12 protein-coding genes are annotated in these 14,792 nt (G+C 69.0%); 2 read left to right on the forward strand and 10 right to left on the reverse strand.

Annotated elements, in window-relative coordinates:
• Positions 1 to 118: 118 nt before the first annotated feature.
• The gene (locus FN976_RS06730; protein ID WP_255440183.1) at positions 119 to 1,990 is read right to left on the reverse strand and encodes an AI-2E family transporter; all 1,872 of its coding nucleotides are present in this window, start codon (positions 1,988 to 1,990) and stop codon (positions 119 to 121) included.
• Between the two features lie 106 nt (positions 1,991 to 2,096).
• Positions 2,097 to 3,347, reverse strand: coding sequence for a saccharopine dehydrogenase family protein (locus FN976_RS06735; RefSeq protein ID WP_145892213.1), 1,251 nt, complete (start codon positions 3,345 to 3,347; stop codon positions 2,097 to 2,099).
• A gap of 146 nt (positions 3,348 to 3,493) precedes the next feature.
• On the opposite strand from FN976_RS06735, the gene FN976_RS06740 reads away from it, so the two are divergent.
• Positions 3,494 to 5,431: a PAS domain-containing hybrid sensor histidine kinase/response regulator gene (locus FN976_RS06740; protein WP_255440184.1), complete on the forward strand. Its 1,938-nt coding sequence runs from the start codon at positions 3,494 to 3,496 to the stop codon at positions 5,429 to 5,431.
• A gap of 10 nt (positions 5,432 to 5,441) precedes the next feature.
• Here the strand turns inward: FN976_RS06740 and FN976_RS06745 are convergent, their stop codons facing one another.
• The gene (locus FN976_RS06745) at positions 5,442 to 5,762 is read right to left on the reverse strand and encodes a hypothetical protein (protein WP_145892215.1); all 321 of its coding nucleotides are present in this window, start codon (positions 5,760 to 5,762) and stop codon (positions 5,442 to 5,444) included.
• Between the two features lie 7 nt (positions 5,763 to 5,769).
• Positions 5,770 to 6,114, reverse strand: a complete 345-nt coding sequence (locus tag FN976_RS06750) for a hypothetical protein (protein ID WP_145892216.1) — start codon at positions 6,112 to 6,114, stop codon at positions 5,770 to 5,772.
• A 116-nt stretch (positions 6,115 to 6,230) separates the two neighbouring features.
• On the opposite strand from FN976_RS06750, the gene FN976_RS06755 reads away from it, so the two are divergent.
• The gene (locus tag FN976_RS06755; RefSeq protein WP_145892217.1) at positions 6,231 to 7,142 is read left to right on the forward strand and encodes a delta(1)-pyrroline-2-carboxylate reductase family protein; all 912 of its coding nucleotides are present in this window, start codon (positions 6,231 to 6,233) and stop codon (positions 7,140 to 7,142) included.
• Here FN976_RS06755 and FN976_RS06760 read toward each other — a convergent pair.
• From FN976_RS06760 to FN976_RS06785, 6 genes are all read right to left on the reverse strand, one after another.
• Complete coding sequence (locus FN976_RS06760) at positions 7,135 to 7,974, reverse strand: hypothetical protein (protein ID WP_145892218.1); 840 nt, start codon at positions 7,972 to 7,974, stop codon at positions 7,135 to 7,137. The genes FN976_RS06755 and FN976_RS06760 overlap by 8 nt on opposite strands.
• Positions 7,974 to 8,540: a dCTP deaminase gene (gene dcd / locus FN976_RS06765; protein ID WP_145892219.1), complete on the reverse strand. Its 567-nt coding sequence runs from the start codon at positions 8,538 to 8,540 to the stop codon at positions 7,974 to 7,976. Before dcd ends, FN976_RS06760 begins: the two co-directional genes overlap by 1 nt.
• A gap of 84 nt (positions 8,541 to 8,624) precedes the next feature.
• Entirely contained in the window at positions 8,625 to 11,180 is a 2,556-nt protein-coding gene (locus FN976_RS06770) for a glycosyl hydrolase 53 family protein (protein ID WP_145892220.1), read from the reverse strand.
• A 101-nt stretch (positions 11,181 to 11,281) separates the two neighbouring features.
• The gene (gene guaD, locus FN976_RS06775; RefSeq protein WP_145892221.1) at positions 11,282 to 12,568 is read right to left on the reverse strand and encodes a guanine deaminase; all 1,287 of its coding nucleotides are present in this window, start codon (positions 12,566 to 12,568) and stop codon (positions 11,282 to 11,284) included.
• A gap of 6 nt (positions 12,569 to 12,574) precedes the next feature.
• Positions 12,575 to 13,654, reverse strand: coding sequence for a BMP family ABC transporter substrate-binding protein (locus tag FN976_RS06780; protein ID WP_145892222.1), 1,080 nt, complete (start codon positions 13,652 to 13,654; stop codon positions 12,575 to 12,577).
• Between the two features lie 87 nt (positions 13,655 to 13,741).
• On the reverse strand, positions 13,742 to 14,779 hold the full coding sequence (locus FN976_RS06785) for an adenosine deaminase (RefSeq protein ID WP_145892223.1): 1,038 nt from the start codon (positions 14,777 to 14,779) through the stop codon (positions 13,742 to 13,744).
• Positions 14,780 to 14,792 lie beyond the last annotated feature (13 nt).

A 14,792-nucleotide genomic window follows, 5' to 3' on the forward strand; every position in this document is an offset into this window, starting at 1 on the left:
CTAGGGACCTTCCCCGCGCCTCGCATGCAGCCCGTGTAAAGCCGTGTTCGAGCCAGCGGCCGAAGCCGCCACCAGCTGCGCATCACCGGCACGCGCATGCGCGGACGAGCTCGCTGGGTCAGCTCACCTCGTCCACGCGCCCCCCAAGCTCGAACGCGACCGCTTCCGAGAACGACCGGACGACCAGGTCCACGCTCCCTTGCACGAGCGCTTCGTCCGCGACACCGTCCTCCAGGGGCAGCTTCACCGTCAGCAGCATGGCCTTCGGGAACGAGGCCCGCACGTCCGCCACGGCGGCTTGCCAGTCATCCTGGCTCTCCTCGAGCGGGTAGGCCAGGAACACCGTCGAAAAGGGATCCGCCTTGCCCTCGCCCGGGGCATCGAGTCTTCGGGCCAGCGACAGGCTGGCGGCCTGGATGCCTTCGTCGCGGAGTGCCTGCACCAGCAGTTGCGTGAGCACGTCGTCGCGCGCGGTTCCCAGGCCGGCGCAGAGGACACCCTGGGCGGCCCGCAGTGGCGGCGTGCCGTGCCAGCGGCCGAGCCCCTGGTCGCGCTGCGCGTGCAGGTGCGCGCCCACGTTCGCCTCCAGCAGCGAGGTCGACCGGCGCTTGCGGCTGGCGCCGTCCTGTCGTTCGACCGCGCTGAGGGATTCCGCGACCGCCGCGATGGTGAGGCGGATCCGGTCCTGCTGCTCGCTGCCGATCCGGCCGGCCCGGAAGTCGGCCGCGGCGAGGGCCAGCCCGGGCAGCAGGATCTGGTCGCAATAGCGGGCGAAGTTGCTGCGCTGCAGGTACACGCGCGCAGCCGCAACGATCTCGCCCGGTTCACCGGAGAGCGCGCGCTGGTAGAACCGCAATCCCGCGGTGAGGCCGGGCGCCTCGCCCAGCAGGATGGAGATGGGCTCCAGTGCGCGCACGTGGCGCCCCGCCACCACGAGGCACAGCGTCATCGGCGTCGCCAGCAGCAGGCCCAAGGGGCCCCAGAGGGCTCCCCAGAACAGCGCGGAGACGATCACACCCAGAGGCGCCAGGCCGCTGCTCTGGCCGTAGACCCGGGGCTCCACCACATGCACGACCACCGCTTCCAGCGCGACGAACAAGCCCGCGCACCAGAACATGAGGGACCAGCCCGGATCGACCGCGGCGGCAAAAGCGGCGATGACCGCGCCCGCGGCCAAGGCGCCGACGTAGGGGACGAAGCGCGCCAGGCCGCCCAACGCGCCCCACAGCGCGGCGTGCGGGACGCCCACGAGCCACAGCGCGGAGCCGAGCACCAGGGCGAAGGTCACGTTCACGACGAACTGCGAAACGAAGAACCGGGAGACGCCCTGGGCCGCATCTTCCACGGCCCGCATCGTCCGGCCGGCTTCCGCCTCGCCGGCCAGGCTGATCATGCGATCGCGCAGGCCTTCGTGTTCCAGCAGGATGAAGACCAGCAGCACCAGCACGATCCCCGCCTGGCCCACGGGCCCCCAAAGGCACGAGAAGAGCCAGCTGATGGCTTCGGTGGCTGTCGTCGGCGCCCTGTTCTGGACTGGGGGGGCCTGCGGGTCGGCGCTCGCAGCGCCACCGCGCTCGCGCTGCTTGCCGCTGGCCGCCGGGTGCGCCGCCGGGACCACGGTGCGCAGCACCGATTCGAGTTGCTCGAGCGGGCCGACCGTGAGTTCCCTGGCATGCGCCAGCTTGGAGCGGACGGCTTCCCGATACTGGGGCAGGTCAGCGGCGACCGTCACCAGTTGCGAACCCAGCACCGCGGTCACCGCGGCGAGGGAGGCGCCCACCAGCACGACCGAGACCAGGGCGCCCGCCGTATGGCCCAGCCCGATGCGCGCCAGCTTGCGCTTGAGTGGCGCAATGAGCAGGCTGAGGATGGCGGCCAGGGCGAGCGGCGCCAGGAATGCGCGGCCGAAGTAGAGCATCGCGAGGACACACGCGGTGGCGACGATGCGGCCTGGGCGCGAACCAGGGGGTGGCGGTATGAGCGGCAACAAGGAGGTTCCCGTGCCGGCATGGGGTGCCAACTGGCTGCATTGTCGGGCCGATTCGCGACTTGTGCGGCCAGATCGCCTGGCGGAAGCGAAGTTTCGGAAACCGGCGTCAGGCCGGCAACGGCTCCAGCGTCATCCGGCCTGTGGCCGCAAGGCGCCGCGCCAGCACCACGCCCAGCCCCGAAGCCGGGGTGAGCAAGCCGCCACGCTGCCGTCCGCCCGGCAACTCTTCCAGCTGCAAGGCCAGCGCCAGCGCCGACTCGCACACGAAGCGCGTGGTGGCTCGATTGCCGGGGTCGCCCTCGCCCGCGATTCGCCCCTGCACCCGATGGCCGCTGGGGCTGATGCCCACGAGATCGCAGCGGAACGAACCCGCGTCCATGGTCCGCTCCGACGGTCCTCCGCCGGGCGCGGGGCCCAGCATGCGGCCGACGCGGCGCGCCGGCTGGAAACGCAGCGCGAGCAGGCCCATGGTCATGGCCGTGGTGATGCCGCCGGCCGCCGCGGCGCCCAGGGGCCCGCGGCCGAAGCGCTGGTACTCCTGGTAGCGGAAATCTTCACCGTAGGCCTTGGTACCGGTCGCACCGAGCAGCGCGGCGCTGCGGCGGACGACGCGCGTGTTCACCGGCCCCATCGCGAACGGACCGACCCAGGCGCCGAAGTCTTCATCGTGGTGCGGCAGCATGGGGTCGGCGTGCGGGTGCCGCCGCGCCGGCGCCGTCCCGGCGGGATTGAGCAGGAACGGGTCGGCCAGCAGCTTGCCTTGGCCCGACTCCATCATGTTCATGGCCGAGGCGAGGGTGCCGCCATTCAGGCCGCCGCGGATCGAATGGCAGGCCTTCACGCTGGCGCAGGGTTCGCGGTGCTGGGCCCACATGGCCTCCACCACCAGCAGCGCGCCCAGGTCCGAAGGCACCGAGTCGAAGCCGCAGCACGGGATGATACGCGTGCCATCCTGCGCGGCCCGCTCGTGGTGCTGGTCAATCAGCGTGCGCACCCATGGCGTTTCGCCGGTGATGTCGACATAGTGCGTACGGCGGACCACGCAGGCTGCGACCAGCGCACTGCCGTACAGCGCGAACGGTCCGGCCGTGCTGAGCACCACGCGGGCCTGCGCCGCCAGCCGGTCCAGGGCCGCGGCATCCTGCGCATCGGCGACGACGATGCCGGCGCCGGCCGCGCCGGGGCCGCATTCGGCCCGCACGGCCTCGAGCCGGGCCGCGGAGCGTCCGGCCAATGCCCAGCGCAAGCCGCCCGCGTGCTGGGCGAAATAGGCGACGGTCTGGCGGCCGACGAATCCCGTGGCGCCGTACAGGATGACGTCGTAGGCACGTTGGGCGGCGGGTGGGCTGGCGGGCACGCTGGGCCTCCTGGGTTGCCGGACCACTATAGCGGTTGAAAGGTCTCCGGCGCCCGTTCCGGGCCAGCCGGAATGCAGCGGCCGCAAACTGCATCTCGATGTCCGCAAGACCCCCGTGCGGCAGGGCGAGTTGGCACAATGCCCAGGTGCCCCCGACCGTTCCGCCCGCTGACGCCGCTTCCTCCCCCGAGCCGGAGCAGCGTTTCCGGACCCTGTTCGAGCAGGCGCCGTTCAGCGTGCAACTCCTGTCGGCCGCGGGCCGGACGCTGATGGTGAACCAGGCCTGGAAGGACCTGTGGGGCACGCAGGAGGGCGATCCCCTGCTGCGGTGGGTGCTGAGCGAGTACGACATGCTCGCCGATCCCCAGCTCGAGGCCAAGGGCGTGACGCCCTACCTGCGCCGCGCGTTCGCCGGCGAGCCCGTGCGCATCCCGGCGGCCTGGTACGACCCGGCCGAAATCGGGAAACCGGGCCGGGCCCGCTGGGTGGAAGCGACGGCGCGCCCGATCAAGGCGGCCGATGGCAGCGTGCTGGAGGTCATGCTCATCCACGAGGACGTGACCGAACGCTTCCTCGCTGAACGCCAGTTGCGGGCCAGCGAAATGCGCCTGCGCCAGCTGGCCAACACCATCCCGCAGCTGGCCTGGATCGCCGACGCCGAGGGCGTGCCCCAGTGGTACAACGACCGCTGGTACGAGTACACGGGCACCACGCCGGAGGAGATGCGGGGGGACGGCTGGCAGAGCGTGCCGCATCCGGAGGTGCTGCCCCACGTGATCGAACGGTGGGCGCATTCCGTCGCCACCGGCGAACCGTTCCAGATGACCGTGCCGATGCGGGGCCGCGACGGCACGCATCGTCCCTTCTTCACGCTGGTGGCGCCTTTGCGGGACGACACCGGCCAGGTCGTGCAATGGTTCGGCACCAACACCGACGTCTCGCCGCTGCACGATGCCGAACAGGTGCGGCAGGAGGGTGAGCGGCGCAAGGACGAATTCCTGGCGATGCTGGCGCATGAACTGCGCAATCCGCTGGCGCCGATCAGCACCGCCGCCCAATTGTTGCGGCATGCCGGCGCGGCGCCGGACCTGGTGCTGCGCGCCGGCGAAGTCATCGAACGGCAGGTGCGGCACATGACCAAGCTGGTGGACGACCTGCTTGACGTGTCCCGCGTCACCCGTGGCCTGGTCACGCTGCACATGGACACGCTGGACCTGGCGGGCGTCGTCTCGAATGCGCTGGAGCAGATGCAGCCGCTGCTGCAAGCGTCCGGCCGCAGCGTGGCGCAGCCGCCGGGGCTGGAGCGCATCCACGTGCGCGGGGACCGCATCCGGCTGGTGCAGGTGCTGGTGAACCTGTTGAACAACGCCATCAAGTACAGCCCGCCGGGCAGTCCGATCCAGCTGCAGGTGAGCGTGGCAGAGGGCCAGGTGAGCATCAGCGTGGGCGACGAGGGCATCGGCATCGATCCAGCCTTCCAGCCCCATGTGTTCGAGCTCTTCACCCAGGCGCAGCGCGCGCCGGACCGCTCGCAGGGTGGGCTCGGCATCGGCCTGGCCCTGGTCAAGAGCCTGGTGCAGCTGCACGGTGGCGAAGTGAAGGTGGACAGCCAGGGCCTCGGCCAGGGCAGTGTCTTCACCGTCACGCTGCCGCTGGTGGCCGATGCGGTGCCGCAAGCGCCGCAGCCAGCGGAGCGCGGGCCTGCGTCCAGCCGCGGCTTGCGCATCATGGTCGTGGACGACAACGCGGATGCGGCCGATACCCTGGCGGCGTTGCTGGAGATCGAAGGGCATGACGTGCGTACGGCCGGCGACGCCACCGCCGCGTTGGAGATTGCACACGGCTTCGCTGCCGACGTCCTCATCCTGGACATCGGCCTGCCCGGCATCGATGGCTACCAGCTCGCTCGCCTGCTGCGCAAGCAATTCGCGGCCGCGACCTTCATCGCACTGACCGGTTATGGGCAGGACAAGGACCGCGAGCTGTCACGCCAGGCGGGCTTCGACCTGCATCTGGTGAAACCGCTGGATCCGCGGCTGCTCCAGGCGGCGCTGCGTGGTGTCGCCCCGCCCGCCCGGAGTTGACGGAAGGCCGTCAGGCCGTCCCGAGGACGGGCATGGCCGAGTGTTGCGGGTCGTCGAAGTAGCCGAACAGGCGCGCTGCCAGCGCGCCAAGTTCGGCGTCGTCCATCGCGCGGGCGCAGGCCAGTTGCCACATCGCATATTCGCGGTCGCCCAGCATCATGGCGGTGTTGACGCAACGGCCATGGCCGGCCATCAGCAGGGCGAAGCTGGCCAGCAGCCCCGTGGGGCAATAGCGCGGCGACCCGCCGGCGTCGGCGAAATCATCGGAAGCTTCGAGCGAGCCACCCGCGGCGCGCTCGGATGAAACAGGGTTGGCGTGCGGCGTCTGCATGGCGGCCTCAGCGGAAGGTGTAGTTCACGGTCATGGCGCCGGCGACAGGCCTGGGCATGGCCGGCATGGTCACCGCCGGCACGATCACCGTCGTGGGCTGGGCGGCCTGCATCTGGACCTTGCAGCTCGCCACGGTCGCGCGGGGGGTGTATTGCAGGCAGTCGGCCAGCGCCAGCTGCTGGACGATGGCGTCGGCGCGGCGCGCTTCGGCCACTTTGACCTGGTTGTTGCACAGGAGCCAGAAGGCGACGAGCTGGCTGGCGGCGACGGCGCCCCAGCCCACCCAGAACCACTTGCTGCGTGTCGCGATCGGGCCGGTTTCGGGGGCGAACGAATCGATGGCGGACTGCATGGCGGGGTTCCTTGTGGAGTGATTCGAATGTAGAAACCGGCTTGCCGGCCCGCCAGCGAGAAGTAGCTCGACCCGCTGTAGGACAAAATCGGTATGGACGAGCCACACTCTTTTTCATGTCTCACCTCCTCCTCCTCGACGCCGCGGCCACGGCTGCCCGGCTGCCCTACCCCGCCCTGGTCCGCGAAATCGCCTCGGTACTGGGGGATCCCGGGGTCCGCGTCCCGGCGCGGCTGGTGCAGCCCCTACCCGGCGGCGGCAGCCTCTTCGTGATGCCGGCGCACGATGCCCGGGTGGCGATCACCAAATTGATCACGTTCACCCCCGGCAATGCCAAAGCCGGCAGGCCGACCATCCAGGGCGACGTCGTGGTTTTCGACGTCGAGACCGGCGAGCGCCGGCTGGTGCTCGACGGACCCACGGTGACGGCACGGCGGACGGCGGCGGTCTCCCTGCTGGCGGCGCAACGGCTCGCACCCAACTCCGCCGGGCCGCTGCTCATCGTCGGGGCCGGCACGCAGGGACGCAGCCACCTGGAGGCGTTCGCGGAGTGCTTGGGCATCCGCGAAGTGCTGATCCATTCACGCAGCGGAGCCAGTGCGAACGCCTTGGCGGACCTCGCGCGTCGATTCGGGCTGCGCGCGCGCGTCGTCGGCGACCCGGATGCGGCGCTGGCCGAATGCCCCCTGGTGGTCACCTGCACGCCGGCCAACGCCGTGGTCCTGAAAGCCTTGCCGCGTGACGATGCGTTCCTGGCCGCCGTCGGCGCCTTCACGCCCGCGATGGTGGAACTCGGCCCCGCGCTGTGCCGCCACTGCGACTTGGCGGGCCGCATCGTCGTCGACACCCGTGATGCGGAACACGAGGCCGGTGACCTGATGCAGGCCGGACTGGACGTTGCCGGCTATCCGGCGCTGGCAGACGTGCTGGCCACCCCGGATGCGGCCCCGCGCGGCCCGGTGTTGTTCAAGAGCTGCGGCTGGGCCGGCTGGGACCTGGCGGCGGCGCGCGCCGCCCTCCTCAATTGAGCGTCCGCGCCAGGTGCGCGTCCAGCGCCAGCTGGAACGCCGGCAGCGTTTCGCCGAACACCGCCACGAAGTTCGCCTGCGAATCCGCCGAATTGCGATGCCGGCGGAAGTACGCGAGCACCTTGTCGTACGAATGGCGCTCGATGAGGAAATCGGTCGCCAGGAAAGCGTAGGGGTAGGTCGCATCGAAGCCGCGCGCCTGGCGCACCAGCAGCCATTGCGCCAGCGTGTCCATGTCGGCGAGCGGGGCAAGACCGACCTTGGCCTGCGCGCCCCGCACCTGCGAGAGCATCTTCGCCTTCTCTTCAGGCAGCCGGCGCACGCCCAGTTCATGCACGATGCGGAAGGCGACCCATTCCGCGAAGCCCTCCACGAGCCACTGGTTGCGCACCAGCGAGCGATTGCCAGCCAGCTCGAGCTGGCTGGCGTGCACGACCTCGTGCGCAATCGTCACCAGCCGCTCGGGCCACGGATCGGCGGACAACAGCGGATCGTTCACCAGCACGCGGCGGCCGCCCACCGCCGCCTTCGCGAAGGCGGCGGTGCTGCGCGCGCTTTCCGGCGTGAGTTTCAGGTGCTGGACCAGCCCGGCCTCGAAGCCGGCGCGGGTCGCATGCACCTCCATCGTGTACGCGGGCACCGGCAGTCGCAGCTCGTTGCCCAGAACGCCGGCGATGGCCTGTGCGGCGCTGCGATAGTCGTGGATGGCGCTGGCGACCACCCGTGCCTCCCCGGCATCGGCAGAAAGCTGGATGCGCTGCGGATCCGCCGCCGCGGCCGCAAGCAGCACGCACCACAGTGCCGGCCCCAACAGCAGGCGGATGTGGGCCACTAGGCCTTCGGCAGCGTCACCCCGCGCTGGCCCTGGTACTTGCCACCGCGGTCCTTGTAGCTGGTCTCGCAGACCTCGTCGCTCTCGAAGAACAGCACCTGCGCGCAGCCCTCGCCCGCGTAGATTTTTGCAGGCAGCGGCGTCGTGTTCGAAAACTCCAGCGTCACATAGCCTTCCCATTCGGGCTCGAAAGGCGTCACGTTCACGATGATGCCGCAGCGGGCATACGTCGATTTGCCGAGGCAGATCGTCAGCACGTTGCGCGGGATGCGGAAGTACTCCAATGTGCGGGCCAGCGCGAAGCTGTTGGGCGGGATGATGCAGACGTCGTCGTGGAAGTCGACGAAGCTCTTCTCGTCGAAGTTCTTCGGATCCACCACCGTGCTGTGGATGTTGGTGAAGACCTTGAACTCGGGCGCGCAGCGGATGTCGTAGCCGTAGCTCGAGGTGCCGTAGCTGATGACGCGGCGGCCGTCCACCTGGCGCACCTGCTGCGGCTCGAAGGGCTCGATCAGCCCGTGCTGCTCGGCCATGCGCCGGATCCATTTGTCGCTCTTGATCGTCATTGTGGGATGTCCTCTGGGCACATTCTAGGCAAGCGCAGCCGCGCCCACGAAAGGTGCTTGCGCCTTGGCGCGAGAACGGCATGGTCAGAACTCCAGCAGCGACACCGCCTTGGGCGCCTCACCAGGCAATGTGAGGATGCCCGTCCGCTCGCCCGTGAACACCAGGGTCACCGGGCCGGCGCTCGCGCCACGCTGGGCCGGGCGGTACGCGCCGGCGAAAGCGGTGCCGCCGTCGTACGACTCCAGCTCGCCGCCGAAGCGGTTGTCGGCGAGCGAACCCAGTGCCAGCCAGAAGCGGCTGGCACCCGAGGCCGTGTAGCCATAGAAGGACAGCGCCATGGTGCTGCCCTGGTGGTCCAGCTGGAAACCGCGGCCGGGCTGGCCATTGGTCTCCACGTCGATGGACCAGACGCCGCGCCGCGGCGTGATGGCGTTGCCCGTGCCGCCACTGCCGAAGCGCACGCGCGAAATGCGCTTGGGCGCTTCACCGGGTAAGGTGATTTCCCCTTCGGTGGAAGACGTGAAGCGCAATTGCACCGCACCGGCCGGCCCGGAGAACCGCGCCGGCTTGTAGTTGTCGCCGAAGGCCGTGCCACCGTCATAGGCGAGCAGCGTGCCGCTGAACAGGTTGTCGGCCATCGGCCCGACAGCGAGCCAGAAGCGCGCGGCCCCATTCGGCTCGTAACCGTAGAAACTCAGGACGAGATTGTTGCCGCTGGCGGCCAGCTGGAAGCCTCGTCCCGGCTGGCCGTTGAGTTCCGCATCGATCCCCCAGACGCCGGTTTGCGGTTGCAGCGGCGCGAGCGAGCTCTCGAGGTTGGCGCGCAGCTGGCTGAGCGCAGGCTGGGCCGCGCTCGAGCTCGCCATGAGGCCACCGTAGTCAAGCGGAGGGTCGTACGACCCGATCGCCGGGTGGAACTCAGGATAGAAATAGAACCACCCGGCCAGCGCGGGGTGCCGGCTGGCAAACCCGAGCTGCGCGAGCAGCCAGCCGGACTGTCCCGCCGGAGTGAACGGGAAATCCGCCATCGGCTGGGCCCGCAGGCCGCGCGGATCGTGCGGATACGAAACCTCCACCAGCATCGCCGGTCGGCCGGGGCTGGCCACACGGTCCACGATCTGGCCCAGCCGCTTGAACCAGCACATGGTGGAATAGCGGTGCAGTTTCCAGTCGAAATAGGCGTAGGGGTGGGACAGGGCCGCGATGTCGTAATCGACGCCGAAGTCGCGCATGGCGGCATAGAAGGCCGGTGCGAAACCGGTGCCCACGCCGACTTCCACCCCCGCTGGGTGCAAGGCGATGCGCGCTTGCGGCGCAGCGCGCCGGATGCCGCGCGCCGCCGCCTTGAGCAGCTCCGCCTGGATGTTCCAGACGTTGTCGCGCAGCCATTCATGGTTGTTCACGAAATCCACGCCAGACGGGACGGAGATGCGGCCTCCGGGTTCGAAGCCCGCCATCCCGAGGTCGGTCTCGTTGCCGAGCTCGTAGATCTCGACGTTCAGGCCGCGCGATTTGAAGTACGAGGCGGTGTCGAAGGCGTGCTGCTCCATCAGTTGCGCCGTCTCCTGTACGCTTTTGCCCGCCCAGGCGGCCGGTGCTTTCTGATTGCCCCAGTTGGCGGCCCGGTCGCTGAAATAGAGATAGGCGTACAGCCGCATGCCGGCCGCCGCCGCATCCTGCAGCGTCGCCGCCGCGTACTCTCGCGAACCCCAGGTCGCCGGGTCGTACTGCAGTGTGTTCCAGCGGCCGGGGGGCATGGCGTCCAGGATGGGCACGGAAGCCGTGGTCACGCCCACCCTGATCCAGCCCATGCCTTCGGCGCGAAAACGCGCCAGCAGGTTCGGGTCGATCCTGGAACTTGACTGGTAGCGGAAAGCCGGCCAATTCTCCGAAACACCGCCCACGAGGAAGTCGGACCGGCGGGCGAAGGGCGCCAGCGCCGGCGGATCCGTCTGGTCGGTCGCGCCGCTGTTGACCTTGAAGTTGTCGAATGCCGCGCTGATCGATGGCCCGCTGGTCCCGCTCACGACGGTGGTTGCCGCGAGGTAGGCCGACACGGGCGTAGACGGCACCTCCAGCTGCCCCACGGGTGTCCAGTTGCCGCTGGTGCCGTGCAGATAGGCCAGGCGGGTTCCCGTGCGCACCAAGCGCAGCGAGCCGGTGCTTCCGCTGGCATCGGCCGGGGTCCCATTCTGGCCGGCGTGCGCAGGCAGGCTCGAGTAGACCGACACCTGTTCGCCGCCTGACGTCTTGGAGCGGGAGAACTGGATGAAGCGCGATTCGTTCCAATGCAGACCCAGCGCAACGTTCAACTGGTCGAAGACGGTAGGGCCGGAGGGCGCCAGCGCGGCGTCGAAACCGGCCACGCGCCGGTAGTCCACCTGCATGTCGAAGTCACCAGTCAGCCGGTATTGCGTCAAGACACGCGCACTGCCGAAAGAAGGCGCGGGCTGACTGGTGAGGATCAGTTCGCCGTTTTGGCGCACGGTGCCACTGGTGCTCACATCCTCCCACTTGCACCAGTCTAGCGCGTTGCCGTCGAAGCGGTCCTCCACCGCCGCGGCCGGCGATTGCCACAGGCCCGTGGCGAGTGCGAAAGCAGTAGCGAGCCGCCGACTGAAGCTGATCGAAAAGTGCATGAATTCCTCCGGCGGCGTTCGTGCGTCTTGCGCGCGCGTGCGACTCGGGCAGTGTGCCCCATTGACCCGCGCGCAGCAATACAGGGTCCGTAGCGCAGAAGCTAGGTGGCGCCGCCCGTGATGTGCACGCGTTCCACGACCCGGTCGTCCCCCAGGACGATCAGCGAGAACAGCAGTTCGCCCAGGTCGCGCGCGGCGGCCGTCTTGCGTGCCAGCAGTGGCGTGGCCTTCGGGTTCAGCACCACGAAATCCGCTTCGCAGCCAGGCTGCAGGTTGCCGACCACGCCGTCCAGCCCCAGCGCCTGCGCGGCGCCCGCCGTGTGCTGCCACCACAAATGCTGCGGGCTGAGCGACAAGCCGGGCTTGGTCTGCCCTTCGCGTGCCACGTAGTAGGCCGCCAGCATGGTGTGGAACGGGCTGAAGCTGGTGCCGCCGCCGACGTCGCTGGCCAGGCCGTACTTGAAGCCGATGCGGTCCGCGCCCTCGTAATCGAAGAAGCCGCTGCCCAGGAAAAGGTTGCTGGTGGGGCTGACCGCCGCCGCCGCGCCCGTGTCGCGCATCAACGCGCGGTCGTCGTCGTCGAAATGGATGCAGTGCGCGTAGATGGCGCGCTCGCGCAGCAGGCCGAAGTCCTGGTAGATCGAGAGATAGCTGCGCGCCGCCGGAAACAGCTCGCGGGCCCAGCGCACTTCTTCCTTGTTCTCCGCCACGTGCGACTGGATCCAGACGTCGGGGTGCTGCGCCGCCAGTTCGCCGGCGCCGCGCAGCTGCGCCTCGGTGCAGCTCGGCGCGAAGCGCGGCGTGATGGCATAGCCGAGACGGCCCTGCCCGTGCCAGCGCCGGATGAGCGCTTCGGTGTCGATCAGCGACTGCTCGGTTTCGTCGCGCACGCCATCGGGCGAATGCCGGTCTTGCAGCACCTTGCCGCCGATCATGCGCAGGCCGCGCCGCTGCGATTCCTCCATCAGCGCATCGACCGAGTGCGGATGCGAAGTGCAGAAGGTGAGCGCGGTCGTCACGCCGTTGCGCTGCAGCTCGTCGAGGAACACCGATGCGACACCGCAGGCATACGCGTGGTCGGCGAAACGCGACTCGTGCGGGAAGGTGTAGTTCTCCAGCCAGGGCAGCAGGCCCTCGGCCGGCGAACCGATCACGTCCGTCTGCGGGAAGTGCACATGCAGGTCGATGAAGCCCGGGGCGAGGATGCGGCCTGGCAGGTGCTCGATCGCGACGCCCGGGTAGTTGGGCGCCAGCGCCGCGTAGCCCCCGGCGGCTCGCACCACCGGCCGGCCCTGTGCGTCCGGCCCGACCACGAGCAGGCCGTCTTCTTCGTAAAGGGCCGAACGGTCGTCAGCGAATCGCAGGAGGGCGGCGCGGAAGGCTTGCATGGTCCTTCATTGTGCAATCTTCCCCTGCACCCCCGATACGAGAAAGTTCATGGACAGTATCTGTTCGTCCGTCATGCCCTGCCCCGCCGAAACGACCGCCTTGCCCTCGTTGTCCGCGATCGGTCCCGCGAAAGGGCGCAGCTTGCCGGCGGCGATGTCCTTCTGGCGCGCCAGCACTTCCTCTTGCACGGCCTTCGGCACCTTGGGCCCGAAGTGGCCGACGCGGATCATGCCTTCCTTGACGCCGCCCCACACATTGCCGCTGGTCCACTTTCCGTCCAGCACGGCGCGCGCGCGCCGCGTGTAGTAGTCGCCCCACTGGTGCGTCACCGCGACGATCTGGGCGTCCGGCGCCGCCTTGCGCATGTCGGAGTGATAGGCCACGGCGAGCTTGCCGCGTTCCTGCGCCGCGGCCATCACGGCCGTGGAGGCGGTGTGGAAGGCGATGACGTCCACATCCTGGTTGAACAGCGCCATGGCCGCATCGCGCTCCTTCGGCGGGTCGAACCAGGCGTTCAGCCACACCACCTTCACCTGCGCCTTCGGGTTCACCGAACGCATGCCGAGCGTGAAGGCATTGATGCCCTGCAGCACCTCGGGAATCGGAAACCCGGCGACGTAGCCGGCCACATTGGATTTCGTCATGCGCCCGGCAGCGATGCCGGCCAGGTAGCGGCCCTCGTAATAGCGCGCGTTGGCCACGGCCACGTTGGTCGCCGTCTTGTAGCCGGTGATCGATTCGAACTTCACATCGGGGAAGTCCTTCGCCACCTTGAGCGTGGGCTCCATGTAGCCGAAGCTGGGCGTGAAGATCAGCTGGTGGCCGGTGGCTGCCAGGTCACGGATGACACGCTCGGCGTCCGGGCCTTCGGGCACGTTCTCGACAGCGGTCGTCTTGACGCGGGTGCCAAGCGCGGCCTGCACCGCCAGCCGGCCGTCCTCGTGCTGGCGCACCCAGCCGGCGTCGGTGATGGGCCCGACATGGACGAAGCCGATCTTCAGCGGCCCGGCCTGCTGCGCGTTGGAAACGGATGGGAGAAGAAAACAACAGGCGGCCGCGAGCGCGGCTGCGAGGTTTTTGTACATGGTGGTCCTCTACATGGCCCCTGGAACGGAAAAGCCGCTGGGGGCACAGCGGCTTCGCGATTTTACCGCCCCTCGCGGCCTGCCGTTTCAGGCGGCCGCGAAAGCGGCGTCCAGCTTTTCGATGTAGCGCCGCTTGTCCGCCTCCCGGGCGAAACTCCCCTCGAAACTGTTGCGCGCCAGCTGGTACGCATGCTGCGCAGTCATGCCGGTGGCGGCGAAGGTCTGCAGGAAGTTCTCGTTCATGTAGCCACCGAAGTAGGCCGGGTCGTCCGAATTGACGGTGGCCACCAGCCCGGCATCGAGCAGCGCCTTCAGGTTGTGATCGGCCAACTGCGGGAACACACACAGCTTGAGATTGGACAGCGGGCACACGGTGAGCGGGATGCGGTCCTTCGCCAGCCGCTTGACCAGCTCCGGATCCTTCGGGGACTGCACGCCGTGGTCGATGCGCTCGACCTTCAGCACGTCGAGCGCCGACCACACATAGGCGGGCGGTCCTTCCTCGCCAGCGTGCGCCACCAGGTGCAGGCCGAGCGCACGGCACTTGGCGAACACACGCGCGAACTTCTCCGGCGGATGGCCCACCTCGCTGGAGTCCAGCCCGACGCCGATGAACTTGTCCTTGAAGGGCAGGGCCTGCTCCAGCGTGTCGAAAGCATCTTCCTCGCTCAGGTGGCGCAGGAAGCAGAGGATCAGCTCGGCATCCACACCGAGCTTGGCCTTCGCATCGGTGCAGGCGCGATGCAGCCCGTCGATGACCGTCTGCATGGCGACCCCGCGTGCGGTGTGGGTCTGCGGGTCGAAAAAGATCTCGGAGCGCACGACGTTGTCGGCCGCGGCCTTTTCCAGGTAAGCCCACGTCATGTCGTAGAAATCCTGCTCCTTCAGCAGCACGCTGGCCCCGGCGTAGTAGATGTCCAGGAAGCTTTGCAGGTTGGTGAAGGCATAGGCCTTGCGCAGTTCCTCGACACTGGCGTACGGAATGGCAACGCCGTTGCGCTGGGCGAGTGCGAAGATCAGCTCCGGCTCGAGCGAGCCTTCGATGTGGATGTGCAGCTCCGCCTTCGGCATCGCGGCCAGGAGGGCGGGCAGGCGGTCGGAGGGGATGGGGCGGATGGCGGTCATGGGTGCCATTGTC

The organism is Caenimonas sedimenti, from assembly GCF_007833165.1.
In the GTDB taxonomy this organism is placed as follows: domain Bacteria; phylum Pseudomonadota; class Gammaproteobacteria; order Burkholderiales; family Burkholderiaceae_C; genus Ramlibacter; species Ramlibacter sedimenti.

What these genes read in the sequence shown, in the direction of transcription:
- FN976_RS06745 (WP_145892215.1), bottom strand. Translation starts at nt 5,762, where the DNA reads ATGCAGACGCCGCACGCCAACCCTGTTTCATCCGAGCGCGCCGCGGGT.
- guaD (WP_145892221.1), bottom strand. Translation starts at nt 12,568, where the DNA reads ATGCAAGCCTTCCGCGCCGCCCTCCTGCGATTCGCTGACGACCGTTCG.
- FN976_RS06780 (WP_145892222.1), bottom strand. Translation starts at nt 13,654, where the DNA reads ATGTACAAAAACCTCGCAGCCGCGCTCGCGGCCGCCTGTTGTTTTCTT.
- FN976_RS06755 (WP_145892217.1), top strand. Translation starts at nt 6,231, where the DNA reads ATGTCTCACCTCCTCCTCCTCGACGCCGCGGCCACGGCTGCCCGGCTG.
- FN976_RS06785 (WP_145892223.1), bottom strand. Translation starts at nt 14,779, where the DNA reads ATGACCGCCATCCGCCCCATCCCCTCCGACCGCCTGCCCGCCCTCCTG.
- FN976_RS06770 (WP_145892220.1), bottom strand. Translation starts at nt 11,180, where the DNA reads ATGCACTTTTCGATCAGCTTCAGTCGGCGGCTCGCTACTGCTTTCGCA.
- FN976_RS06750 (WP_145892216.1), bottom strand. Translation starts at nt 6,114, where the DNA reads ATGCAGTCCGCCATCGATTCGTTCGCCCCCGAAACCGGCCCGATCGCG.
- dcd (WP_145892219.1), bottom strand. Translation starts at nt 8,540, where the DNA reads ATGACGATCAAGAGCGACAAATGGATCCGGCGCATGGCCGAGCAGCAC.